The organism is Pseudomonas sp. H1_D05 (assembly GCF_054682705.1).
Map to the genome: position 1 here is coordinate 4,659,136 of NZ_CP162825.1, position 21,774 is coordinate 4,680,909.

Here is a 21,774-nt window from a genome sequence, read left to right on the forward strand (position 1 = left end):
GGGCGGCCGGTTGGTCGCCCTTTTTTTATGTTGATGAAGTTGAAGGTTATTTTTGTCGGGCGTGAAGCACCCTCAGTATTCTGATGCGCCCATTCACTCGATAGACCAGCAGATAGTTCGGATGAATCACCATCTCACGAGTACCAGGCACTCGGCCAGGTCGGTAACCGTAAGGTATTGATGAAAGCCGTTGTGCTGCCGCACCAACCTTGTGTCTTAGCGAAATTGAAGCGTTGGTGTTGTGTTGCTCGATGTACTTGAAGATGTCAGCCAGTTGACGCGAGGACTTGCTGCTCCATTCAAGCAGCAGAGCGGCGCTTCCTGCGCATCTCTTCCAGCATCTGGTCGAGCATCGCCATAGCCTCATCATGGGGAATACCAGGACTAGGATCATCGAGTGCATCCTGTACCTCTGCCCGAAACCAGCGATCGTAGCTCTCGGCCTCTTCTTCGGATTCGAAGTCAGAGTAAAACGGGGAAAGTAATATGCTCATAGTGATCTCCGTGATCAATCTCAGCAGTTTAAGGGGGGAATGGCCCATTGTCGTCACTGGCAGACGATGCACCCCATGAGCCCTTGAAGATCCATGGGATAACGGAGCCCAGTATCTGCAAGCGCACCCTTTAAATCTGCCAGACGTTTCCCCCTGTTGTCCGGTAATCTCGACCGCCGCTGTAGGCGTATTCCTCCCCTCCGTTTTTCAGGTTTTCAGGCTACAAAACCGGGTGTTCTTTCCTACAAATACACTCAGAACGCATAGGGAATACTCACCTTCGCCCACAACATTTCCCCTTCCGGCCGGTTCTCCACATCAAACTCTTTGGCCCAGCGAATCTCCGCACTGGCGTACTTGAGAAAGGTGAAGTGCAGCGCCGGGCCAATCGCGAACACCTTGCCGCGCACGCCATCATCAACGTCCTGCCCGGCAAACTGCACGGTGTGGCCGAACTGTTTGTCGTCGGTGGTTTGTTTGAGGAAATAGCCGTTGACGCCGAGCATCAGGTCGTCGGTGATCTTGTAGCTGGCCGAATAATCGAAGTGGAAAATCTGTCCTGATTTGTAGTCGGTGTCCTTGTTCTTTTCGTTGAAGCTGTAGGTGGTCTTCATCGAGACTTCGGTGCGTTCAGTCGGCAGCCAGGTGAACGAGAACAGCGGCTTGTAGGTGTAGAAATTGTTGCTGGTGTTGGCCAGCCGATCGACGCTGTATTCGCCGGTGGGCACGGTGACTTCCACGGCGGCGCCAAGGGTCAGGTTTTTGCCCATGTCCCACAGAATGATCGGCGCGAAGGTGGTATCGCCCATGCCTTCGCGGGTGTCGCTCAGGCCGAACACCGCGACTTCCTGCTTCAACCACGGCTGGGCGATGTAGCCCGCCAGACGTCCGCCGAACACACGCACCGGGCTCAAGTAATCGAGACGCGGAATCACCGCGGTGGATTCGATTTCGACCTTCGGCACCTTGCCGCCCAGCGAGCTGATGTTGAGCTTGGTCGATTTGTAATGGTTGTAGTAGAGGTTGAACGCGACCATGTTCTCCGGAAGGCTGTCGACTTCCAGCGGCAGCATGAAGAAGCCGTCGGTGCCGGGGCCGATGTTGTCAACGCCGGCTTCGGTGGCCAGTGGCGGGCAACGTCAGCGCGCACCCCGCGATGAAAAGAGCGCGGGGCAAGAAGGATTTCACGCGGTTCGGGCTCATGACTGTCCTCATTATTATTGTGATTGGGACCCGGTATCGGTCGCTCGGAGCGCCGGTACGCTAGAAATAAGCGTTTGGCGTACGTTGGGGCAGGGTATTGGCGGACACTGAGGGGGGCATCTGCGGACAGTCCGTAAACCTTGTGCTAACTTCCATCGACACAGCCGGTTACAAAAATAACAATCAAGCGTGATCCGGAATGTCAGCCCCCATGAACGTAAAAGTCCAAGACCCGACCTTTGAATTGGCGCTGGTCTCGCCGTTTCTCCTGCAAACCCTCGCCGAAGTCGTGCAGAACAGAGGAGTCGATTCCCAGAGCCTGTGCCGTGGTCTGGGTTTCACCCTTGAGGATCTGCAGGATCCGGCGCAGCGGATTTCCTATCGCCAGGCCGTAGCGATGATTCAGCGCGCACTCAAAGTGCTGCCCAATCAGGGTTTGGGGCTGTGGGTCGGGGCGCAGAACGTACTCGGCACACTGGGCCTGCTCGGGCACGTGTTGTCACTGTGCAAGACCTTGCGCGATGCCTTTGCGCTCGGCATTCGTCACCAGCACACGTCGGGCGGGATCGTCGTGTCCAGCGTCGATGTGGTCGGCGGGCAGGTGCATCTCGATGCTGAATGCCGCTTGCCATTTGCCGACGTGCAGGTGTTTGCGGTCGAGGAGTTCTTCGCCAGTTTGCTGGTGTATGGCCGCGCACTGGTGGGGGCTGAGTTCAAGGCGATTGCCGTGGAATTTGTGCATGCCGCGCCGGATTACCTCAGTGAATACCACCGCCTGCTCGGGCCGCAGGTGCGCTTCGGCTGTCTGCACAATCGCATGTTGATCGACGCGCAATGGCTGGACGTGCACCTGCCTAATCATCATTCGCTGGCGTTGCGTCAGGCCGTTGCATTGCTGGAGCTGGAAGCAGCGCAGGTGCATCAGAAGCTCGATCTGATTCAAGCGGTGGAGCGGGCGATTGCCCGGGACCTGAGCAGCGGCAGTCACATTGAAAAGATTGCCGGTGATTTGAACATGAGCAGTCGCACGTTGCGCCGGCGGTTGACTGAGCATGCGTTGACGTTTGAGGCGTTGCTGGAGCAGGTGCGGCAGGCGCGGACCTTGAGTCTGCTGGCCAATCCGGATATGCCGATTGAACGGATTACCGAAGAGGTGGGCTACAGCGATGTGCGCAGTTTTCGCCGGGCGTTCAAGCGCTGGACGGGGCTGAGCCCTAGCGCTTGGCGTAATGACGCTAACCCTCACCCCAGCCCTCTCCCGGAGGGAGAGGGGGCCGACCGAGGTGTCTTGCGTCTTACATCGACCTGAAAGGTCTTTGTCGATTATGGATTCACCGATGCACGCTCAATTCAGTGTCTTACCTCGATCATCCCCTCACCCCAGCCCTCTCCCAGAGGGAGAGGGGGCCGACCGGGGTGTCTTGCGAGTTACATCGACCTGAAAGATTGCGTTGATTATGGATTTATAGCTGCACGTTCGGGTCGATGTCTTACCTCTATTTATTCCCTCACCCCAGCCCTCTCCCGGAGGGAGAGGGGGCCGACCGAGGTGTCTTGCGAGTTGCATCGACCTGAAAGATCTTGGTCGATTATGGATTCACCGATGCACGTTCAAGTCGGTGTAGATCTCTAATATCCCCGAATCAGTTCCCTCTCCCCCCCCCGGGAGAGGGCTAGGGTGAGGGTGCTTTTGACTTCCATCCAAACCCACACAAACCCTCCGGCCACAGGTAAACTCCCGCGCACTTTCCCAAGGAGTTCACATGAGTTACTACCAGCCGGGCATTCTCGCCACCCCTGTTCCTGCGCAAGCGCGTCACCTGTTTTTCGCCCTTGAATCGGTTGAAGCACTGCCACAGGCGATCGACAATCTGCTGAGTCTGGTGGACGGCAAGTCGGCGGTGGTCGGTTTTGGTGAATCCCTGGTCAAGGCGCTCAACGTGCAGATCGGCGGCCTGCGCAGCTTCCCGGCGCTGACCGGTGTTGGCGTCGAGAACCCGTCGACCCAGCACGCACTGTGGGTGTGGCTGCACGGCGTCGACCGTGGTGAACTGCTCAATCGCTGCAACGCTCTCGAAGCCGCACTCGCACCAGCCCTGCGTCTGGTCGAGATGCAGGAAGCCTTCCGCCACAAGGACGGCCACGACCTGACCGGCTATGAAGACGGCACCGAAAACCCCCACGACGAAGCCGCCATCGCTGCCGCCCTGCAAAGTGCCGGCACTGACGGCATGGTCGGTGGCAGTTTCGCCGCGATCCAGCAATGGCAGCACGACCTCAAGGGTTTCCACAAACTGTCCGCCGAGGACAAAGACAACATCATGGGCCGTCGCCTCAGCGACAACGAAGAGATCGACGACGCGCCAGTCTCCGCCCACGTCAAACGCACCGCGCAGGAAAGCTTTGCCCCAGAAGCGTTCGTCGTGCGCCGCTCGATGCCGTGGATTGAAGGTGATCGTGCCGGTCTGATGTTCCTCGCCTTCGGTTTCTCGCTGGATGCCTTCGAAGCGCAACTGCGCCGTATGAGCGGCCCGGAAGACGGCATCACCGATGGCCTCTATCGCATCAGCCGCCCAATCACTGGCGGCTACTACTGGTGCCCGCCGCTCAAGGACGGTCACCTCGATCTGCGCGCCTTGCGCATCGGCTAAAGGAAGAGACATGGACGTGGTGCGTTGGGGCATGATCGGTTGTGGCAGCGTCGCCGAGCGCAAGAGCGGGCCGGCCTTCTACAAGGCGCCCGGTTCGGCACTGGTGGCGGTAATGGGCCGACGCCTTGAGGCCGTGACTGACTACGCCGCGCGCCACGGTATCGAGCGGGTCTACACCGACGTCGATGCACTGATCAACGATCCCGAGGTGGACGCGGTGTACATCGCCACGCCGCCCGACAGCCACCACGCCTACAGCCTGAAAGTCGCTGCGGCCGGCAAACATTGCTGCGTGGAAAAGCCCATGGCGCTGAATGCCGGGCAAAGTCGCGAGATGCAAAAAGCGTTTGCCGACGCCGGTTTGCACTTGTTCGTGTCCTACTACCGCCGTTCGTTGCCGCGCTTTGCACAGGTGCGGCAATGGTTGGAGGAGGGGTGCATCGGTGACGTACGGCACTTGAGCTGGACGCTGACCAAGGCGCCTTCGTCGGCGGATCTGGACGGTCGCAACAACTGGCGCACCGATCCGGCAGTGGCCGGTGGCGGTTACTTCGCCGACCTCGCCAGCCACGGCTTTGACCTGTTTCAGTATCTGCTCGGTGACATCGTTGAAGTCGCTGGATTCACCGCGCGTCAGGCCGGTTTGTATGCAGCGGAAGATGCCGTCAGCGCCAGTTGGCGGTTCGCCTCCGGGGCGCTGGGCATGGGCTGCTGGAGCTTTGTCGCGGATCGGCGTGAGGATCGGGTCGAGATCATTGGCAGCCTCGGGCGGATCAGTTTTTCGGTGTTTGATGAGCATCCCGTGCAGTTGCATGCCGATGAACACCTCAGCCCGGAAATCCCCCATCACGAGCACATTCAGTGGCATCACGTGCTCGGAATGAATGCGCATATTCGTGGAGATTCCAAACATCCCGCCGTCGCCGAACAAGCCCTCAAAACCGACTGGGTCATGGACCAGATCCTCAAACGCCACTGATCCTCCATGTGTACACCGTCCCCTGTGGGAGCGAGCTTGCTCGCGAAAGCGTCCTGTCAGTCAATAATCTGGTGACTGTTACACCGCCTTCGCGAGCAAGCTCGCTCCCACAGGGAATCGCGTGTGTCCTGCATCTAAGGTTATGCCCAAACAATATTTCTCAACCTCGTCATAACATCTCTAAGATCACGTCATAACTCGTTATAACAAGTGATCCCGTGATGACCGATAACGTTCTCTCCCTAAGCAGTGTCCCGCTGCACACCCAACTGCGCGACGTCCTCCGTGCGCGGATTCTCGACGGCGAATACCCGCAAGACAGCCAGATGCCCTCCGAAAGCGAACTCGGTGCGCTGTTCAAAGTCAGCCGCATCACCGTGCGCCAGGCGCTGGGCGATCTGCAAAAAGAAGGGCTGATCTTCAAGATCCACGGCAAAGGTACCTTCGTCGCCAAACCGAAAACCTTTCAGAACGTCAGCAGCCTGCAAGGCCTCGCCGAGTCGATGACCGGCCGTGGCTACGAGGTGATCAACCGCCTGCGCAGCTTCAAATTCATCCCGGCCGACAAGCGCGTCGCCGAGCGTTTGCAAGTCGCCGAGGGCGAGATCGTTACGCAGATCAAACGCGTGCGCCTGATCAATCGTGAACCGATCTCGCTGGAAATCACCTACCTGCCCAAAGCCGTCGGCGAGCGGCTGGAGAAGGCCGATCTGGTCACCCGCGACATCTTCCTGATCCTCGAAAACGACTGCGGCATCGCCCTCGGCCACGCCGATCTGGCCATCGACGCAGTGCTGGCTGACAGCGATCTGACCCAGGCGCTGAACGTCGAGGCCGGCTCGCCGATCATGCGCATCGAGCGTCTGACCCACGACGCGCAAGGCCAGCCGCTGGACTTCGAACACCTTTACTACCGTGGCGATGCGTTCCAGTACCGCCTGCGGATCGACCGGCAAAAAGGGGGAGCAGGCATGACCCGCAACGTGCTCGAACAGGAATACGACATCGTCGTCATTGGCGGTGGCACCGCAGGCCCGATGGCCGCGATCAAGGCCAAGGAAAAGAACCGCGACTTGCGCGTGCTGCTGGTCGACAAGGCCAACGTCAAACGCAGCGGCGCGATCAGCATGGGCATGGACGGCCTGAACAACGCGATCATTCCCGGCCACTCGACGCCCGAGCAGTACACCAAGGAAATCACCATCGCCAACGACGGCATCGTCAATCAGGCCGCCGTTTACGCCTACGCCACCCACAGCTTCGAAACCATCGAACAGCTTGATCGCTGGGGCGTGAAGTTCGAGAAGGACGAAACCGGCGATTACGCGGTGAAAAAAGTCCACCACATGGGTGCCTACGTGCTGCCGATGCCGGAAGGGCACGACATCAAAAAAGTCCTCTATCGGCAGTTGAAACGTGCGCGGGTTAGCATCACCAATCGTCTCGTCTGCACGCGGTTGCTGACCGACGAGGAGGGCACCGTCAATGGTGTGATGGGCTTCGATTGCCGCACGGCCGATTTCCATGTGATCAAGGCCAAGGCTGTAGTTCTCGCTTGTGGCGCTGCCGGGCGACTCGGTCTGCCTTCGTCGGGCTACCTGATGGGCACCTACGAGAACCCGACCAACGCTGGCGACGGTTACGCGATGGCCTATCACGCGGGTGCCGAACTGGCCAACCTCGAGTGCTTTCAGATCAACCCGCTGATCAAGGATTACAACGGCCCGGCCTGCGCCTACGTGACCGGTCCGCTGGGTGGCTACACCGCCAACAACAAGGGCGAACGCTTCATCGAGTGCGACTACTGGAGCGGGCAGATGATGTGGGAATTCCACCAGGAACTGGAAAGCGGCAACGGCCCGGTGTTCCTCAAACTCGATCACCTGGCCGAGGAAACCATCCAGAACATCGAAGAGATTCTGCACAGCAACGAGCGCCCGAGTCGCGGCCAGTTCCACGCCAATCGCGGCACTGATTACCGCACGCAAATGGTCGAAATGCACATCTCCGAAATCGGTTTTTGCAGCGGTCACTCGGCCTCCGGGGTGTGGGTCAACGAACGCGCCGAGACCTCGGTGAAAGGCTTGTATTCGGCCGGTGACATGGCCGCTGTGCCGCACAATTACATGCTCGGCGCCTTCACCTACGGCTGGTTTGCCGGACACAACGCGGCGGATTTTGTCGCCGGGCGCGAGTTTTCTGCGCTGGATGCCGCGCAGATCGAAAAGGAAAAGGCCCGGGTCTACGCCCCGCTGGATCGCGAACACGGTCTGCCGCCGGCGCAGGTCGAGTACAAGCTGCGGCGCTTCGTCAACGATTACCTGCAACCGCCGAAAGTCACCAGGAAAATGCAGATCGGCCTGCAACGCTTCAGCGACATCGAGCGCGATCTCGAGCAGATGAAGGCCAACAACGCCCATGAACTGATGCGCGCGATGGAAACCAGCGTGATTCGCGACTGCGCCGAAATGGCTGCACGCGCCTCGCTGTTTCGCGCCGAAAGTCGCTGGGGCCTGTACCACTATCGCGTCGATCACCCGCAGCGCAACGACAGCGAGTGGTTCTGCCACTGCCATCTGAAGAAGGGCGAGGACGGCCGGATGATCAGTTTCAAGAAAGCCGTCGAGCCTTACATCATTCCGCTCGATGCCGAAGAAATGCAGGCGTACGACCGCTTGCGGGTTGGCGCTTTCGCCGCTTGATGCACCCCTAAAAGAGAATCCGGACCATGGCCTATCAAGCTCAGGAAATCTTCTTCCGCTCCAACGCCCCCGTCACCGTGGACGAGGACAAATGCATCGCCGAAAAGGGCTGCACCGTGTGTGTCGACGTCTGCCCGATGGACTTGCTGGCGATTAACCCGGCGACGCAGAAGGCCTATATGGCGTTCGACGAGTGCTGGTACCGCATGCCGTGCGAGAAGGATTGCCCGACCGGCGCCGTCAAGGTCGACATCCCCTATCTCCTGCGTTGAAACCCGGACCACTGTGGGAGCGAGCCTGCTCGCGAATGCGGTGATCCAGCTAGCACATCGACACCTGACACACCGCTTTCGCGAGCAGGCTCGCTCCCACAGTAGATCGAGTTACTGCACAAACTGAATTCGCCAGAAGTCCTGTGGGAGCGAGCTTGCTCGCGAAGAGGCCACCCCAGACAACCCAAAGCCATCCGACAACCCCGGACGCTGGATTCACCGACAACCCCTCGTTTCCCACCGCGCCCTGATCGCGGCGGAGACGAACTCAAATAAATGATTCGAGGGGAAACACTCATGTTGCGTGCAGCAATCGCCGGTCTGGTACTGGCTTCGTTCACTTTGTCGGCCTCAGCCGAAACCATCCGCATCGCCATCGGCACCCAGGACACCACCATCAATTGCGCCGCTGGCGGTCTGTTGATTCGTGAACTCGGTCTGCTCGACAAATACCTGCCCCACGACGGCACTTACAAAGACGCCAAGTACGACGTGCAGTGGAAAAACTTCACCAGCGGCGCGCCACTGACCAACGAGATGGTCGCCGGCAAACTAGACTTCGGCGCCATGGCCGATTTCCCAGGTGCGTTCAACGGTGTTGCGTTCGAAACTGCCGGCAAGCACAGCCTGTTCATCAGCGTACTGTCGGGGAGCACCAAGGGCAGCGGCAACGGCATCGTCGTGCCGAGTGCGTCCGGCGTGCAATCGCTGAGCGAACTCAAGGGCAAGACCATTTCCGTGCCGTTCGCCTCCACCGCCCACGGCATGTTGTTGCGCGCGGTGGCGGAGCAGGGCTGGGATCCGCTCAAGGACGTCAACATCATTGCCCAGCCACCAGAAGTCGCCGGCTCGGCGTTGCAGGCCGGCAAGATCGACGCCCACGCTGATTTCGTGCCGTTCGCCGAGCTGTTTCCGAGCCGGGGCTTCGCCCGCAAGATCTACGACGGCGCCCAGGCCAACGCGCCGACGTTCCATGGTGCGCTGGTGGATCAGGCGTACGCGAAGAAGTACCCGGAAGTCGTCGTCGCCTATTTGCGGGCGAGCATCGAGGCCAATCAACTGCTCGCCGCCGAGCCTGAGAAGTACAGCGAACTGATCGCCAAAGTCACCGGTGTCGATGCCGAAGTGAATTACCTGTTCCACGGCCCGCTCGGCGTGCAGACCCGCGACCTGAGCTGGAAGCCGGAATATCGTCAGGCGGTTGGTACGGCCATCGATACGTTGAAGCTGTTGAAGAAGGCTGATCGTGGCCTCGATCTGAATACGTTCATCGACGATCAATACATCCGCGCCGCGTTCAAGGCGTCGGGTCTGGACTACACGGCGCAACTGGCCAACTACGCACAGACGCCACTGAAGGCTACGGATGCGACGACGGGGAAAGCGATTACTGACTTCAGTCATGTCGCGGAAATCTGGGTGCGCGGTGAGGACAAAGTGCGCCGCTATGCCTCCGCCGAGTCCGCTTTCACTGCGTTGGCGGCGTTGAAGCAGGAAGGCAAAAACATCCGTGCCGTGTATGCACAGGCCAGTGACAGCGGGATCAAGTTGTTGGCTGAGCAGGCGTGGTTTGCCAGTGATGCGAAGGGCCGGTTGAGTGCGTTTTTGCTTAAGGGGCAGGCTCAGCAATATGCGTCGGCGCAGGGTGGCAAGGTTTTCGATTTTACGGATGCCACGACCCAGGCGGTCGTCGCCCGCTAGTTGAAGATCAAGAGCCCCTCACCCTAGCCCTCTCCCAGAGGGAGAGGGGACTGACCGTGGTGTTTGGACTCGCTACGCCGACTTGAAATACCGAGTCGAACGCGGGTTTTGGAAAGCACGCAGGTCGGCTCCCTTTCGAGCCGAACGCAGGTTTTGAAAAGCACGAAGATCGGCTCCCTTTCCCCCTCGCCCCCCTTGGGGGGAGAGGGCTGGGGTGAGGGGGGTAAATATCAGCCATCACACAGATCCAGAACCGGAAACCCGCTCCATGAAAACACCCATCCGCTGGACATCAAGAGCCGCATCCTTGCTGCTCTGCCTGCTGTTCTGGCAACTCGCCGCCAGCCACCACTGGAACCTCGGCCTGGTCACCTTCGCCAACGTGCCGACACCTATCGCGGTGCTCGAAGCGGCGCTCGGTTTGGGCGATTCTGGCAAGTTGCTCCAGCACCTCACCGCCAGCCTCAGCCGCGTCTTCGCCGGCTATCTCGCGGCGCTAGTCATCGGCATCGCCCTCGGTTTAGCCATTGGCCGTTCGAAGTGGGCCGAAGACCTGCTGCTGCCACCGCTGGAAGTCCTGCGCCCAATCCCCGCCGTTGCGTGGATTCCATTGGCGATCCTGATGTTCCCATCCTCCGAACTGTCGATGGTCTTCATCACCTTCACCGGCGCGCTGTTCCCGATCCTGCTCAACACCGTACACGGCGTCGAAGGCGTCGACCCACGCCTGATCGCCTCGGCGAAAAGCCTCGGGGCAGGGCGCCGGGCGATCCTGCTGGAAGTGATCCTGCCCGGCGCCGCACACAGCATCATCACGGGCCTGGCGATCGGCATGGGTACCTCATGGTTCTGTCTGGTCACCGCGGAAATGATCTCCGGTCAGTTCGGCATCGGTTATTACACCTGGGAGTCCTACACGATTCAGAACTACGCCGACATCGTCGTCGGCATGCTGCTGATCGGCGTGTTGGGCATGGGCAGCAGCCTGCTGATCAAACGCCTCGGCGGGCTGTTCACGCCCTGGCATCGACCGCGAGGAAAAGCCTGATGAGCGTGATGCAAACCCCGGAAGGGCGGATCGACATTCGCCAGTTGTCCATCGTCCTCGGCGCAGGGCGTGAAGCGTTCGAAGCCGTGCGTGAACTTGATTGCCAGATTGAGCCGGGCCAGTTCGTGTGCATTCTTGGTCCGTCTGGTTGTGGCAAATCGACCTTGCTCGGCGCCTTGGCCGGGCACCTCAGCGCTCATGCCGGCAGTCTGAAAGTCGATGGCGCGGCGGTGTCCGGGCCGTCTCCACAGCGCGGCATGGTGTTCCAGCACCACACGTTGTTTCCGTGGCGCACGGTGCGTGACAACGTGGCTTTCGGCCTGAAAATGCGTGGCATCGGCAAGGCTGAGCGCCACCGCGCCGCCGATGACATCCTCAAACTGGTCGGCCTCGAAGGTTTTGCCGAACGCTGGCCCGATCAGCTTTCCGGCGGCATGCAGCAACGCGTCGAGATCGCCCGAGTGTTGGTCAATCGTCCGCGCTTGCTGCTGATGGACGAACCGTTCGGCGCGCTGGATGCGCTGACCCGGCTGAACATGCAGGAACTGCTGCTGGACATCTGGACGCGGATCCGCACCACGGTGGTGTTCGTCACCCATGACATCGACGAGGCGCTGTTTCTCGCTGACCGCTTGCTGGTGATGAGCGCGCGGCCGGGGCGAATCATCGAAGACTTGCGTCTGGATTTCGCCCGGCCACGCACCAGCGAACTGGTCACCAGCCCTGAATTCTCCCGACTCAAACGCCACTGCCTCGATCTGCTGCGCCACGACAACGACCGACCGCTGCCGCGCCTCAACCCGCTCGGTCTGCCTCCTGAAAACCCTTTGCCGCGATTTGCCCTATGACCTCTATTTTTGCTGTGACCGATAACCAGGACATTCTCGATCTGCAACCGCGCCTCGCCGCTGAAGACGCCGGTGTGCGGCGCATTGCGCTGATTGATCTGGCGGATCTGGAAGAACCGGATGGCTTGCTCTGGCTGGTTGATCGCCTGAGGCAAGATCCCGCCGAAGAGGTTCGCGCTGAAGCCGCACGTTTGCTGGAGGCCTGGGAGGATGAGGACGTCGTGCAGGCCTTGTGTGAAGCCTTGACCGACCCGTCGCTCGCCGTGCAATCGGCCGCCGCGCAGAGCCTGAGCTTGCTCAAAACGGAAGCGGCGGGGCAGGTGATTTTGCCGTGGACCGATCATGCCGACGTCAGCGTGCGTATCGCCGCATTCCGTGCCTTGCGTGAGTTGCGTTTCGCCGCCGCCGCGCCGGCAGCGGTTTCGGCGCTGAACGATGCCGACGCCAGCGTTCGTCGTGAAGCCGTGGGCGTGCTCGGCTGGCTCAAGCAGTTCGACGCTTTGCCCGCCCTGGCACGATTGGCCAGCGCTGACCCCGACACCGAAGTACGCCGTGCTGCGACTGGCGCTTTGGGCTTGGCCTCCAGCGCCGAAGTGTTGCCAGCCCTGCGCCAGGCCTTGCGGGATGACGCCTGGCAAGTACGCGAAGAAGCCGCGACGACCTTGGGCAAGGTCGGCCACATTGACGCTGGTTCCGCGCTCGTCGAAGCCTTGAGCGATGATTATTGGCAAGTGCGCCTGCGCGCCACTCGCAGCCTCGGCCGTTTGCGTTTCGCCCCGGCGCTGGACGCCCTGATCGACACCCTCGGCCATCGCATCAGTAACCTGCGAAAAGAGGCCGCGCTGGCCTTGGGCGAACTGCATGATCGCGGCGCCGTGGCCGCGTTGCAGGCCGCGCAGGACGACGGCGACCCGGAGGTGCGCAAAGCCGTGCGCATCGCCTTGAGTCAGTTGCAATGAACCCGCTGTCGATGGCTAATTCGCAAAGCGAAGGCGCCTTGCGCTTGAGCTGGCCGGATGGCCGCGAACAACAGCTCAATCACGCCGAACTGCGCCGTCAGTGCCCATGCTCGCAATGCCGCGCGTTTCGCCTCCAAGGCATGACACCACGGGTGGATGATCGCGTGTGCCTGATCGAACTCAACCCGCAGGGCTACGGCGTGCAACTGATCTTCAGCGACGGCCATCAACGCGGCATCTACCCGTGGGCCTATTTGGCAAACCTCATCCCCTAGGTCCACCAAAATCAACTGTGGGAGCGAGCTTGCTCGCGAAGGCGGCGGGTCAGTCGACATCTGTTTTGACTGATCTACCGTATTCGCGAGCAAGCTCGCTCCCACAGGGTTTTGCAGTGTCTGCGAGTTACTGGGCAGCCGTCATCGAAGGCCGGCAGCCATGAAAAATATCCAGCCCCGGCTGATACACCGACGTCCTCACATCAAACAACCCCAGCACCGAGTGGAACAGGTTGTCGTGGCTCAGATCGGCCTGCCCGGTCTTGCCTTGCAAACAACCGCGATCGATCCCTTCACTGGCGAGCGTGCCATTGCCAAACCACATCACCATCGGCACATGGGTCTGCGCTTGCGGCGCCAGCGCATACGGCGCCGCATGCAGGTACAGCCCGTTCTCGCCCAGCGATTCGCCGTGATCGGAAACGTAAACCATCGACGTGTCCAGTGAGTCCTGATTGCGCTTGAGCAGTTCGATGACCTTGGCAAGGAAATGGTCGGTGTACAGAATCGTGTTGTCGTACACGTTGACCAGTTCATCGCGGCTGCAACTGCCCAACTGGTTGGTGTGGCAGATCGGTTTGAAGCGCTCCATCTCTTTCGGGTAACGCTCGTAGTATTCCGGGCCGTGACTGCCATCGGCGTGCAGGACAATGATCGCGTGGCCCTTGAGGCTGTCGATGTAGCTTTGCAGGTCTTGCAACAGCGCCTCGTCGAGGCAGTTGTTGCCATCGCAGAATGGCCCCGGCTGATTCTTCGAAATGTCGCGATGCGGTACGCGCAGGCAGGTGCCTTTGCAGTCGCTGTTGTTGTCCAGCCAGAGCACTTGCACGCCGGCACGCTGGAGGATATCGAGCAGGCCTTGGTAGGTTTTGCCTTTCTTGTCGCTGTAATCCTCACGCGGGAACATCGAGAACATGCACGGCACCGAGACGGCCGTCGACGTGCCGCAGGAATGCACCTGGGTGAAGTTGAGGATGTCGAGTTTGCTCAGTTCGGGATTGGTCTCGCGCTCGTAGCCATTCAGCGAGAAGTGATCGGCGCGAGCCGTTTCACCGACCACAAACACCATCAGCGATTTCTTCTCGCGGCTGGCCGCGTTGGCGCTCATCACCGCGTCTTCGCCGATGGCCTGCACCACGAAATGTTTTTTGATGCCCAGGCGTTGCTTGGTGTACTTGCTGATCGCGTAGATGTAGTTGGTCGGGTTGATGAAGTGGGTGAGCTTGTCTTCTTCGCGGAAGATTGGCGCGTAGGTCGAATAGAACGCGCCCACCGACGCGGCGATCACCAGCACACAGGCGATGATCACCAGCACCTTGTTGAGCAGGCCGCGAAAGAACGGTCGATAACTCACCGGCCAGCGCCAGATCAGCGCCGCCGGCAACACCCCGAGCAGCAGCAGGTAAGCTAACAGCTTGCCGCTGAACAGCGCGGTGGCTTCGGCGGGGTTGGTTTCGAAGACGTTCTGAATCATCACCGTGTCGATGGTGATGCCATATTCGTTCATGAAATACGCGGCGCAGGCCGAGAGCAGAGCGACCAGGGTGAGCGCCGGTTTCAGTGTCCAGCGAAACGACACCAGGGTCAGCAGCAGGGTGATCGCGGCCCACAAAAACAGCGCGAACGAGGCGAAAAACGCCAGTTTGTGCGCACCTTGCAAAGTGATCAGGGTGCCCAGCGCCTTCCAGGTCGCCAGGTTGTACAACGCCACCAGCGCCAGAGAAAACAGCAGCACCAGTCGGGTAGGAGTGATGGACGGTAAACGCAGTCCGTTGCCCAAAGCCATGTCAAACATTCCTCTACTTGAATAGAAAACCACGCGGTTGCGCGTGTAACTGTAGAAGAACATTAGTAAAAAATTCGTAAACATCCTGTAACAACTAACGAATTCGAAGCAAATCCTTGTAGGAGTGAGCCTGCTCGCGATAGCGGTGTGTCAGGTGTCGATGTGTTGTCTGACACACCGCTATCGCGAGCAGGCTCACTCCTACAATGGATCTCGGTGGGGTCAGAAAGATTTGCTGACGCTGGCGACGACGGTTGCCGTGCAGACATCTTTGAAGCCCCAATTGCTCAGGCATTGGGTTTGTGAGAGATCGGTGTCGATGTAGCTCAGGCCCAGTACCACGCCGGCGAGGTTATGGGTGAGTTTGACTTCCCACTCGCGATAACTGTCCTCGGCCTGCCCGGACGCCGAGTACAGATGCGGATCCTTGAAGTCCATATTGCCGTAACGCAGCTTCAGTCCCGAGTCGAACGGCAACTCGGTTTCATAACCAATGTAGCTGTACAGCGAACTCTGCTTGCTATCGATCCCCGGCGCATCACTGGAGTAATACGCCGCCAGCTTCACCCCGTAAACCCCGAGAATCCCGTAGACCTCGCTCTGGTTGAACTGGCTTTCCTTGGGGTAGGCGTACTTGATGTAGCCCAGATCGAGGCTGACTTCCTCGGTCGCCTGCCACAGCCAGCCGCCGTAGTAATCGACTTCCTGACGGGTTTTCAGACCACCACCGAAATCGACGTTGGAACTCCACGCGCCGAGGTACAGACCGCTGCTGTGCGCGAGGGTGAGACCGGCTTGCACGGCAGGGTCGTTTTGCGTTTGCGAGATGCCCCGCGTGCGGTAGTCGCTGGCGAGGGCCAGGTCTACCTCCAGCGCAAAGTCATCGTTCAAGGGGATCGCAAAACTGCTCAAGGGCAGCACGCTCAAGAAACTCAGGGCGAACAGGGGCAAGGCTTTCATGTGAGGTCCCGATGTTGTGATTGTTTTTGGGCAGTACGAAAACTGTGTGTGGGAATGCCATATCGGCCACTCTCACAAAACATGTGGGAGCGAGCTTGCTCGCGAAGGCGGTGGGTCAGTCAGTGAAGATGTTGAATGGACTGGCCTCTTCGCGAGCAAGCTCGCTCCCACAGGGTGGGATGGTTGTTGTTATTGGGTGGCGGTATAGACCTGACGGCCGCCGAACCAGGTCTGCAAAACCTGGGTGTCATGCAGGGCTTTGTTGTCGACGCTGAACACATCGCGGTCGAGCACGATAAAGTCAGCCTGCTTGCCCGGCGTCAGCGAGCCGATCTGCTTTTCCAGGCCAATGGTCCGCGCGGCGTTGACGGTGTAGGCGTAGAACATGGTTTCACGGTCCAGACGCTCATCGGCATTGAGCACACCCAACGGTCCGACACGGGTAATCGCCTGGGCCATGGCGTTGAACGGATTCGGTGTCGACACCGGCCAGTCACTCGCGCCGGCGATCGTCGCGCCCTGTTTCAGCAGCGAATGCGCCGGGTACTGGTAGCGGAAGGCGAGGGCGCTGACGTAGGGCTTGATCATGTCGGTGGTGTAGTCGTCGGCGCTGGCCCACAGCAGTTGCATTGAGGCAATGACATTGAGCGGTTTGAAGCGGGCGAACTCTTGCGGGTTGACCATTTGCAGGTGAGTGATCGAGTGGGTCACGCCGCTCTGACGATCCTTGCGCGCCTGAGCAATGCCGTTCAGCGATTCCCGCACCGCACGGTCGCCGATCGCGTGGATGTGCACCAGCCAGCCGCGCTGGTCGATGGCGCTGACCAGTTCGCCGAAATGCTGCGGATCGATCAGCAGTTCGCCCTGTTTGTGCGAGTTGCTGTACGGGTCGATCATCGCTGCGCTCTGCGCCGGGAATTCAATCACGCCGTCGGCGAAGATCTTGATCCCGGGCAGGGTCAGGTTGGGAATGCCCTGGAATTGCTGGCGCACCTTGTCCAGCGTATCGAGGTCGGCGGGTAGGCTTTTCGGGTTGGCCACCAACAGCGCCGCGACGTGCACGCTCATGTCGCCGCTTTCCGACAGGGCTTTATAGGCCGGCAGCACGCCGACGGTTTTCTCGGTCGGTTTGAGGGCGAACACCGCTTCACCCGGTGCGGCGTTGGCGGCTGGATCCATCCACGCGGTGATGCCCAGGCTGTTGTTGTAGCGCACCGCTGATTTGGCGGCGTTCAACATGTCGGCAGGGCTTGGCACTGGCATTTTCGAGGCGACCCGGTCCCAACCGGCGTCGACCACAAAGCCGTTCGGCTCACCGTTGGCCAGTTTGCCGATGGTGTCTTTTTCTGCGTCGGGCAGGGTTTTCAGCAGAGCCGCATCAATCCCGGCGCGCTTGAGCATGACGTTGTTGGCCCACGCCGTGTGGTGGTCGCTGCCGATAAACACCACTGGCACATTGGCCCATTCGCCGTTGTTGAAGGTGTTGCCCAAGGCTTCGGCCTGCGCCCAGTAAACCGAACTCATGCCGGCAATGCTCAGCACATCGCCGTGCCTGGCCTTGCCGTCTGCACGCCAGCCACGCAGGCGTTTTTGCAGTTCGTCGAGGCTGACGACTTCGTCTTCCATGTTCGCCGAGACCATTTCCAGTCCGCCGAAAATCGCGTGGGAATGGCTGTCGATCAGGCCGGGCATCAGCGCTTTGCCTTTGAGATCGATGACTTGGGTGCCGGATTCGATCAGGGCTTTGATCTGCGCGTCGGTGCCGACCTTCAGCACTTTGCCGTTCTCTACGGCGAGGGCTTGCGCCTTGGGTTGTGCGCGGTCGGCAGTGAAAATCTTGCCGTTGAGCAGGATCAGATCAGCAGCGGCCATGGCTTCCATCGAGGCAAAACTTACAGCGACTACCAACAGACTCGGGATGAATCTTTTCATTGAAGATTTCCTTGTTATTGCGTCTGATGGCGAGATTAGTGGCTGACAGCGGCCGACAGAACGCCTCCCTCACGAAAAACGTTTTTGCCTGAATGGAAAAAGTATGGATAAGCTGGGTGCATTGAAAATGTTCGTGGTCACCGCGCAGCTCGGCAGTTTCAGCCGCGCCGCCGAGCAGTTGGGCAAGACCCCGTCGGCGCTGACCAAAGCGGTCAATCACCTGGAATCTGAGCTGGGTGCGCGCCTGTTTGAGCGCAGCACACGGCGGATCCTGCTTACCGAAATCGGTCGGGTGTACCTGGAAACCGCACGGCTGGTGTTGCAGCGGCTGGACGAGGCCAACGAGGAAATCGAGCAGTTGCAGCACGGCTTGCGCGGCAACCTGAAAATCACCGCGCCGCTGGCGTATGGACGGGCGTTTCTCGATCAGGTGTGTGACGGCTTTCTGCAGCAATATCCGCAGATCAGTCTGCAAGTGGACCTGTGCGATGCCTTCGTCAACCTGCTGGAAAGTGGTTATGACCTGGCGCTGCGTGAAGGCCACGATGACTTGCCGGGGCTGATTGCGCGGGTGGTGGGTAGCAATCGACTGGCCCTGTGCGGCAGTCCGGAGTACCTGGCGCGCAAGGATTTGCCGGTGACTCCGCAAACCCTTGAGCAGCATGAGTGGCTGCTCTATCAGCACCCGTTGCTCAGCCGCGAATTCTGGTGGGCCGAGCGCGACGGGCAGCGCTTGAGTCTGGCGCAACCGGCGGCGCCGCGGTTGCGCAGCGACAATTACGACTTGCTGCTGGCCAGTGCTTTGGCCGGGCGCGGTTTGCTACACACGCCGCTGTGGAGCGCCGCACCGTACATTGCCGACGGGCGACTGGTGCGGGTCATGGCTGATTACGACATCGACCCGGATACCTTCGGCCCGCATATTCTCGCGGTGTACCCGAGCCATCGGCGGGCCACGGCGAAGGTGGTGGCGTTCATCGATTACATCTCGGCATTCCTCACCGAACGTGGCCTGAGCTGACAGCCCATTCCTGCGTAGAAGTAGCCTTCGGCAGCTCCTGACGGGGCGTTATGCCAGGACGGTCAGCCATGCCGAGAGCAGCAGCAACAACGCCAGTGCCGCATTCATGCGTTTGAACGCCCGTGGCGAACCCATCAACCGTGCGCTGCCCACACCCAGCAATGCCCAGAACGTCATACACGGCAGCGACACCAGCAAAAACGCCAGTGACAACACTAGCAGCCGCAGGGGCTTGTCACCCCCGCCCACAAACACGCTGACCACTGCCACCGCCATCATCCATACCTTGGGATTGACCAGTTGCAGCATGGCAGCGCCCAGCACGCTGAAACTTTCTTCCTGGGCATCCGCCGGGTTCAGTGATGGCGGCGTGCTGCGAAAGATCTGCCACGCCAGCCAGCTCAACCAGAGTACGCCGCCCCAGGCCATGGCTTGCTGCACACGCGGGTAGCGCAGCAACGTTTCGCCGGCACCGAGGCCGACCACCAGCACGATCAGGGCCGCCGCCGCGCAGGCGCCAAAAATGATCGGCAACGTGGCGAGCAGGCCTTGGCGCGAACTGTGGCTCAACACCAGAATATTGGTCGGCCCCGGCGTGATCGAGGCAACGAAAGCAAACAGCAGGAAGGGCAGTAATGACGCCATGATCGGGATTCCCTGAAAATCAACACAGGTATCCATGATCGCCAGACGGCGTGCGTCAGTCTGGAAGGTTTGAGCAGCGTTTGCGGTAATCCGCCGGCGTCAGTTGATAGGCGCGTCGGAACCAGCGACCCAGATGGCTCTGATCGGCAAAACCGAGCACGCTGGCGACTTGCGCCGGCGTTTCACCGCGCGCCAGCAACTGCCGAGCCTTGGCCAGGCGCAACTGGATCAGGTAGGCGTGCGGCGCCAGACCGAAGGCAGACTTGAACGCCCGGCTGAGACGGAAACGGTCCACCCCGCAGACCCGCGCGAGATCATCGAGACCGATATCTTCATAGGTGTGCGCGTGCAGGTAATCCCGCGCCAGTTGCGCCACCAATGGCAGGCGCGGATCGAAAACCTGGCGCTTGCGCCAGTCGAGATGACGCGTGAGCGAGTTCAGCAGACCGTCGATGGCGGTCTGCCGGACGATGCGCAGATCGCCGTCATGCAAGGCATGGAAAGCGTGATTGATCGCTGTGGCCAGACGCGGATCCTGACTCAGCGTGTCGGCAAAACCGGGCTGGCTGTCGGACGGTGCGTCTTCGAACAGCGCGTGCATTTCACGCTCCAGCCAGTGCGGATCGAGGTAGAGCATCGAATAGGTAAAACCTTCCTCGGTCGGCGCCTGGCCATCGTGGATTTCCCCCGGCTCCAGCAGGAACACATTGCCCGGGGTACTGCGATGACGCACGCGGCGGCAGTTGAACTGCTGCACACCTTGCTCGGTGACGCCGACGAGGAAGCTGTCATGCCAGTGCGGATCGTAGGCATGCCCCTGAAAATGAGCACGAATCGATTCAATCCCGGTGTCGGCATCCTGGGACAGCTCGATCCAGTTGCGTTTATCCACGAAAGCTCCAGTGTTCGCCATTGAAAGGTGCGGCCCCATAAAATACCGCGCAATGCTCATCGAGGTTTAGAAGATTTGTGCAGATGAGGGGGCTAGACTCTGCAGGTCACGACCCCTTTGGCGGCAGGTGGAATACGATGATTAACCGATGCTCGCGCGGGGTTTTACTCACCTTGATCGCCCTCAGCCTGGCGTTCACGGCAGGCTGCTCAGGCCGCAAACACTATCCGCCTTCCGGCGTCGGGGACGCCTGCTACGCCAAAGCCTTGCCGTCGGTCGGTGAGGGCGGTCTGGCCTGGGGTTCCAGTTTGAACATGGCCCGGCAGAAGTCGATGAACAACTGCATTCGCTATGCCGGACGCTCCGGGGGCACGCCGGATACCTGTCAGGTGGTGTTGGCCAAGTGCCGATAGCTTTCTGTTGACATGGTTGCTTTTGGCAAATATATAGTTGCTTTAAGCAATTAACTGAGCATTTGTCATGTCCAGCAGCCATCTCCTCGAGCAAGCCGACGTCGTGCGCGGTTTCAACCGCTTCTACACCCATCAGATCGGTGTATTGCAGGAGCATCTGCTGCAAAGCGACTACTCGCTGACCGAGTTGCGCATTTTGTATGAACTGGCGTCGCGCGGTGACCTGACCAGCGCTGAACTGCGCCAGATGCTCGGCCTCGATGCCGGCTACATGAGCCGCATCATCAGCGGTTTCGAAAAGCGCGGCTTGATCCAGAAAGTGCCGTCGCCTACGGACGGCCGCGCTGCGCAATTGCACCTCACCAACCTCGGGCGCGAAATTCTGGTCCCGCTGGAAAAGGCTTCCCGCGAACAGATCGTCGCCATGCTCGAGCGATTGCCAGAACCGCAGCAGAAACAACTGATCGGCGCCATGACGCTGATCCAGACACTGCTGCAAGGCAACAAAGACTCAACCTACGTATTACGCGATCCGCAACCCGGCGACATGGGTACGGTGATGCAACAGCAAACCGCACTGTATACCCGCGAATACGGCTGGAATTCGGAGTTCGAGGTGCTGGTGGCCGAGGTGGTCGCCAAGTACCTGCGCGATTACGACCCCACCTGTGAGCGCTGCTGGATTGCCGAAAAGGACGGCAAGGTCATCGGTTCGGTGTTCATCGTCCGCCAGGATGAAACGACCGCCAAACTGCGCATGCTCTACGTCGACGCCAGTGCGCGGGGCTTAGGTATTGGCAGTCGTCTGGTCGAGGAGTGCCTGCGTTTCGCCCGTCAGGTTGGTTACCAGAAAATGACCTTGTGGACGACCAGCAACCTGACGGCTGCACGCAAGATTTATCAGCAGGCCGGGTTTGAGTTGGTGGAGGAGGAGGCGGTTCACAGCTTTGGCAAGGACCTGGTAAGTCAGACGTGGGCGCGCGCATTGTGAGC

General features: G+C 60.0%; 20 protein-coding genes and 2 pseudogenes. 14 read left to right on the forward strand and 8 right to left on the reverse strand.

Annotated features, from left to right (window positions below; translation table 11 throughout):
- Nucleotides 1-46 precede the first annotated feature (46 nt).
- From AB4O11_RS21035 to AB4O11_RS21045, 3 genes and pseudogenes are all read right to left on the reverse strand, one after another.
- Nucleotides 47-367, reverse strand: coding sequence for a type II toxin-antitoxin system RelE/ParE family toxin (locus AB4O11_RS21035; protein WP_460131132.1), 321 nt, complete (start codon nt 365-367; stop codon nt 47-49).
- A complete protein-coding gene (gene relB / locus AB4O11_RS21040) occupies nt 300-494 on the reverse strand; it encodes a type II toxin-antitoxin system RelB family antitoxin (RefSeq protein ID WP_122600383.1) in 195 nt (64 codons plus the stop codon). Before relB ends, AB4O11_RS21035 begins: the two co-directional genes overlap by 68 nt.
- 254 nt (nt 495-748) lie before the next feature.
- Nucleotides 749-1,618 (reverse strand): annotated as a pseudogene (locus tag AB4O11_RS21045) (SphA family protein); the annotation flags it as partial.
- A gap of 290 nt (nt 1,619-1,908) precedes the next feature.
- On the opposite strand from AB4O11_RS21045, the gene AB4O11_RS21050 reads away from it, so the two are divergent.
- From AB4O11_RS21050 to AB4O11_RS21100, 11 genes and pseudogenes are all read left to right on the forward strand, one after another.
- Nucleotides 1,909-3,006: an AraC family transcriptional regulator gene (locus AB4O11_RS21050; protein WP_460128326.1), complete on the forward strand. Its 1,098-nt coding sequence runs from the start codon at nt 1,909-1,911 to the stop codon at nt 3,004-3,006.
- A 454-nt stretch (nt 3,007-3,460) separates the two neighbouring features.
- Nucleotides 3,461-4,348, forward strand: coding sequence for a Dyp-type peroxidase (locus AB4O11_RS21055; RefSeq protein WP_460128327.1), 888 nt, complete (start codon nt 3,461-3,463; stop codon nt 4,346-4,348).
- 10 nt (nt 4,349-4,358) lie between these two features.
- On the forward strand, nt 4,359-5,327 hold the full coding sequence (locus tag AB4O11_RS21060; protein ID WP_460128329.1) for a Gfo/Idh/MocA family protein: 969 nt from the start codon (nt 4,359-4,361) through the stop codon (nt 5,325-5,327).
- 221 nt (nt 5,328-5,548) lie between these two features.
- A pseudogene (locus tag AB4O11_RS21065) lies at nt 5,549-6,289 on the forward strand (GntR family transcriptional regulator); the annotation flags it as partial.
- A gap of 9 nt (nt 6,290-6,298) precedes the next feature.
- Nucleotides 6,299-8,029: a fumarate reductase/succinate dehydrogenase flavoprotein subunit gene (locus AB4O11_RS21070; protein WP_460131135.1), complete on the forward strand. Its 1,731-nt coding sequence runs from the start codon at nt 6,299-6,301 to the stop codon at nt 8,027-8,029.
- A gap of 26 nt (nt 8,030-8,055) precedes the next feature.
- The gene (locus AB4O11_RS21075) at nt 8,056-8,301 is read left to right on the forward strand and encodes a 4Fe-4S dicluster domain-containing protein (protein WP_460128331.1); all 246 of its coding nucleotides are present in this window, start codon (nt 8,056-8,058) and stop codon (nt 8,299-8,301) included.
- Nucleotides 8,302-8,577: 276 nt separating this feature from the next.
- A complete protein-coding gene (locus AB4O11_RS21080; RefSeq protein WP_460128333.1) occupies nt 8,578-10,002 on the forward strand; it encodes an ABC transporter substrate-binding protein in 1,425 nt (474 codons plus the stop codon).
- A 268-nt stretch (nt 10,003-10,270) separates the two neighbouring features.
- On the forward strand, nt 10,271-11,050 hold the full coding sequence (locus tag AB4O11_RS21085) for an ABC transporter permease (protein ID WP_460128335.1): 780 nt from the start codon (nt 10,271-10,273) through the stop codon (nt 11,048-11,050).
- Complete coding sequence (locus AB4O11_RS21090) at nt 11,050-11,898, forward strand: ABC transporter ATP-binding protein (protein WP_427120567.1); 849 nt, start codon at nt 11,050-11,052, stop codon at nt 11,896-11,898. Before AB4O11_RS21085 ends, AB4O11_RS21090 begins: the two co-directional genes overlap by 1 nt.
- On the forward strand, nt 11,895-12,857 hold the full coding sequence (locus AB4O11_RS21095; protein ID WP_460128337.1) for a HEAT repeat domain-containing protein: 963 nt from the start codon (nt 11,895-11,897) through the stop codon (nt 12,855-12,857). Before AB4O11_RS21090 ends, AB4O11_RS21095 begins: the two co-directional genes overlap by 4 nt.
- Complete coding sequence (locus AB4O11_RS21100) at nt 12,854-13,132, forward strand: DUF971 domain-containing protein (RefSeq protein WP_460128339.1); 279 nt, start codon at nt 12,854-12,856, stop codon at nt 13,130-13,132. Before AB4O11_RS21095 ends, AB4O11_RS21100 begins: the two co-directional genes overlap by 4 nt.
- A 127-nt stretch (nt 13,133-13,259) precedes the next feature.
- Here the strand turns inward: AB4O11_RS21100 and AB4O11_RS21105 are convergent, their stop codons facing one another.
- The 3 genes from AB4O11_RS21105 to AB4O11_RS21115 all read right to left on the reverse strand — a co-directional run bounded on the left by AB4O11_RS21105 (nt 13,260) and on the right by AB4O11_RS21115 (nt 17,810).
- Nucleotides 13,260-14,912 (reverse strand): phosphoethanolamine transferase, encoded by a 1,653-nt coding sequence (locus AB4O11_RS21105; RefSeq protein ID WP_437182489.1) that lies wholly within the window; start codon nt 14,910-14,912, stop codon nt 13,260-13,262.
- A 228-nt stretch (nt 14,913-15,140) separates the two neighbouring features.
- Complete coding sequence (locus AB4O11_RS21110; RefSeq protein ID WP_257358355.1) at nt 15,141-15,878, reverse strand: TorF family putative porin; 738 nt, start codon at nt 15,876-15,878, stop codon at nt 15,141-15,143.
- 189 nt (nt 15,879-16,067) lie between these two features.
- Nucleotides 16,068-17,810 carry an amidohydrolase gene (locus tag AB4O11_RS21115; protein WP_460128341.1) on the reverse strand — a complete coding sequence of 581 codons (1,743 nt, stop codon included), beginning with the start codon at nt 17,808-17,810 and terminating at the stop codon, nt 16,068-16,070.
- A gap of 103 nt (nt 17,811-17,913) precedes the next feature.
- On the opposite strand from AB4O11_RS21115, the gene AB4O11_RS21120 reads away from it, so the two are divergent.
- Nucleotides 17,914-18,831, forward strand: coding sequence for a LysR family transcriptional regulator (locus AB4O11_RS21120; protein ID WP_460090680.1), 918 nt, complete (start codon nt 17,914-17,916; stop codon nt 18,829-18,831).
- Nucleotides 18,832-18,879: 48 nt separating this feature from the next.
- Here AB4O11_RS21120 and AB4O11_RS21125 read toward each other — a convergent pair whose 3' ends face one another.
- On the reverse strand, nt 18,880-19,476 hold the full coding sequence (locus AB4O11_RS21125) for a LysE family translocator (RefSeq protein ID WP_460090681.1): 597 nt from the start codon (nt 19,474-19,476) through the stop codon (nt 18,880-18,882).
- Between the two features lie 55 nt (nt 19,477-19,531).
- A complete protein-coding gene (locus tag AB4O11_RS21130; RefSeq protein WP_116255677.1) occupies nt 19,532-20,368 on the reverse strand; it encodes an AraC family transcriptional regulator in 837 nt (278 codons plus the stop codon).
- A gap of 137 nt (nt 20,369-20,505) precedes the next feature.
- Here AB4O11_RS21130 and AB4O11_RS21135 point away from each other — a divergent pair, with 137 nt between their 5' ends.
- Together AB4O11_RS21135 and AB4O11_RS21140 are read left to right on the forward strand one after the other, a co-directional pair.
- Nucleotides 20,506-20,781: a hypothetical protein gene (locus AB4O11_RS21135; RefSeq protein ID WP_186624172.1), complete on the forward strand. Its 276-nt coding sequence runs from the start codon at nt 20,506-20,508 to the stop codon at nt 20,779-20,781.
- Nucleotides 20,782-20,848: 67 nt separating this feature from the next.
- Nucleotides 20,849-21,772, forward strand: coding sequence for a bifunctional helix-turn-helix transcriptional regulator/GNAT family N-acetyltransferase (locus tag AB4O11_RS21140; protein ID WP_460128343.1), 924 nt, complete (start codon nt 20,849-20,851; stop codon nt 21,770-21,772).
- Nucleotides 21,773-21,774 lie beyond the last annotated feature (2 nt).

Bases quoted from the DNA above. Each gene is read 5' to 3' on its own strand.
- AB4O11_RS21135 (WP_186624172.1), top strand. From the start codon at position 20,506: ATGATTAACCGATGCTCGCGCGGGGTTTTACTCACCTTGATCGCCCTC.
- AB4O11_RS21115 (WP_460128341.1), bottom strand. From the start codon at position 17,810: ATGAAAAGATTCATCCCGAGTCTGTTGGTAGTCGCTGTAAGTTTTGCC.
- AB4O11_RS21100 (WP_460128339.1), top strand. From the start codon at position 12,854: ATGAACCCGCTGTCGATGGCTAATTCGCAAAGCGAAGGCGCCTTGCGC.
- AB4O11_RS21140 (WP_460128343.1), top strand. From the start codon at position 20,849: ATGTCCAGCAGCCATCTCCTCGAGCAAGCCGACGTCGTGCGCGGTTTC.
- AB4O11_RS21120 (WP_460090680.1), top strand. From the start codon at position 17,914: ATGGATAAGCTGGGTGCATTGAAAATGTTCGTGGTCACCGCGCAGCTC.
- AB4O11_RS21095 (WP_460128337.1), top strand. From the start codon at position 11,895: ATGACCTCTATTTTTGCTGTGACCGATAACCAGGACATTCTCGATCTG.
- AB4O11_RS21070 (WP_460131135.1), top strand. From the start codon at position 6,299: ATGACCCGCAACGTGCTCGAACAGGAATACGACATCGTCGTCATTGGC.
- AB4O11_RS21060 (WP_460128329.1), top strand. From the start codon at position 4,359: ATGGACGTGGTGCGTTGGGGCATGATCGGTTGTGGCAGCGTCGCCGAG.
- AB4O11_RS21080 (WP_460128333.1), top strand. From the start codon at position 8,578: ATGATTCGAGGGGAAACACTCATGTTGCGTGCAGCAATCGCCGGTCTG.
- AB4O11_RS21085 (WP_460128335.1), top strand. From the start codon at position 10,271: ATGAAAACACCCATCCGCTGGACATCAAGAGCCGCATCCTTGCTGCTC.
- AB4O11_RS21035 (WP_460131132.1), bottom strand. From the start codon at position 367: ATGAGGCTATGGCGATGCTCGACCAGATGCTGGAAGAGATGCGCAGGA.
- AB4O11_RS21055 (WP_460128327.1), top strand. From the start codon at position 3,461: ATGAGTTACTACCAGCCGGGCATTCTCGCCACCCCTGTTCCTGCGCAA.
- relB (WP_122600383.1), bottom strand. From the start codon at position 494: ATGAGCATATTACTTTCCCCGTTTTACTCTGACTTCGAATCCGAAGAA.
- AB4O11_RS21075 (WP_460128331.1), top strand. From the start codon at position 8,056: ATGGCCTATCAAGCTCAGGAAATCTTCTTCCGCTCCAACGCCCCCGTC.
- AB4O11_RS21125 (WP_460090681.1), bottom strand. From the start codon at position 19,476: ATGGCGTCATTACTGCCCTTCCTGCTGTTTGCTTTCGTTGCCTCGATC.
- AB4O11_RS21090 (WP_427120567.1), top strand. From the start codon at position 11,050: ATGAGCGTGATGCAAACCCCGGAAGGGCGGATCGACATTCGCCAGTTG.
- AB4O11_RS21110 (WP_257358355.1), bottom strand. From the start codon at position 15,878: ATGAAAGCCTTGCCCCTGTTCGCCCTGAGTTTCTTGAGCGTGCTGCCC.
- AB4O11_RS21050 (WP_460128326.1), top strand. From the start codon at position 1,909: ATGAACGTAAAAGTCCAAGACCCGACCTTTGAATTGGCGCTGGTCTCG.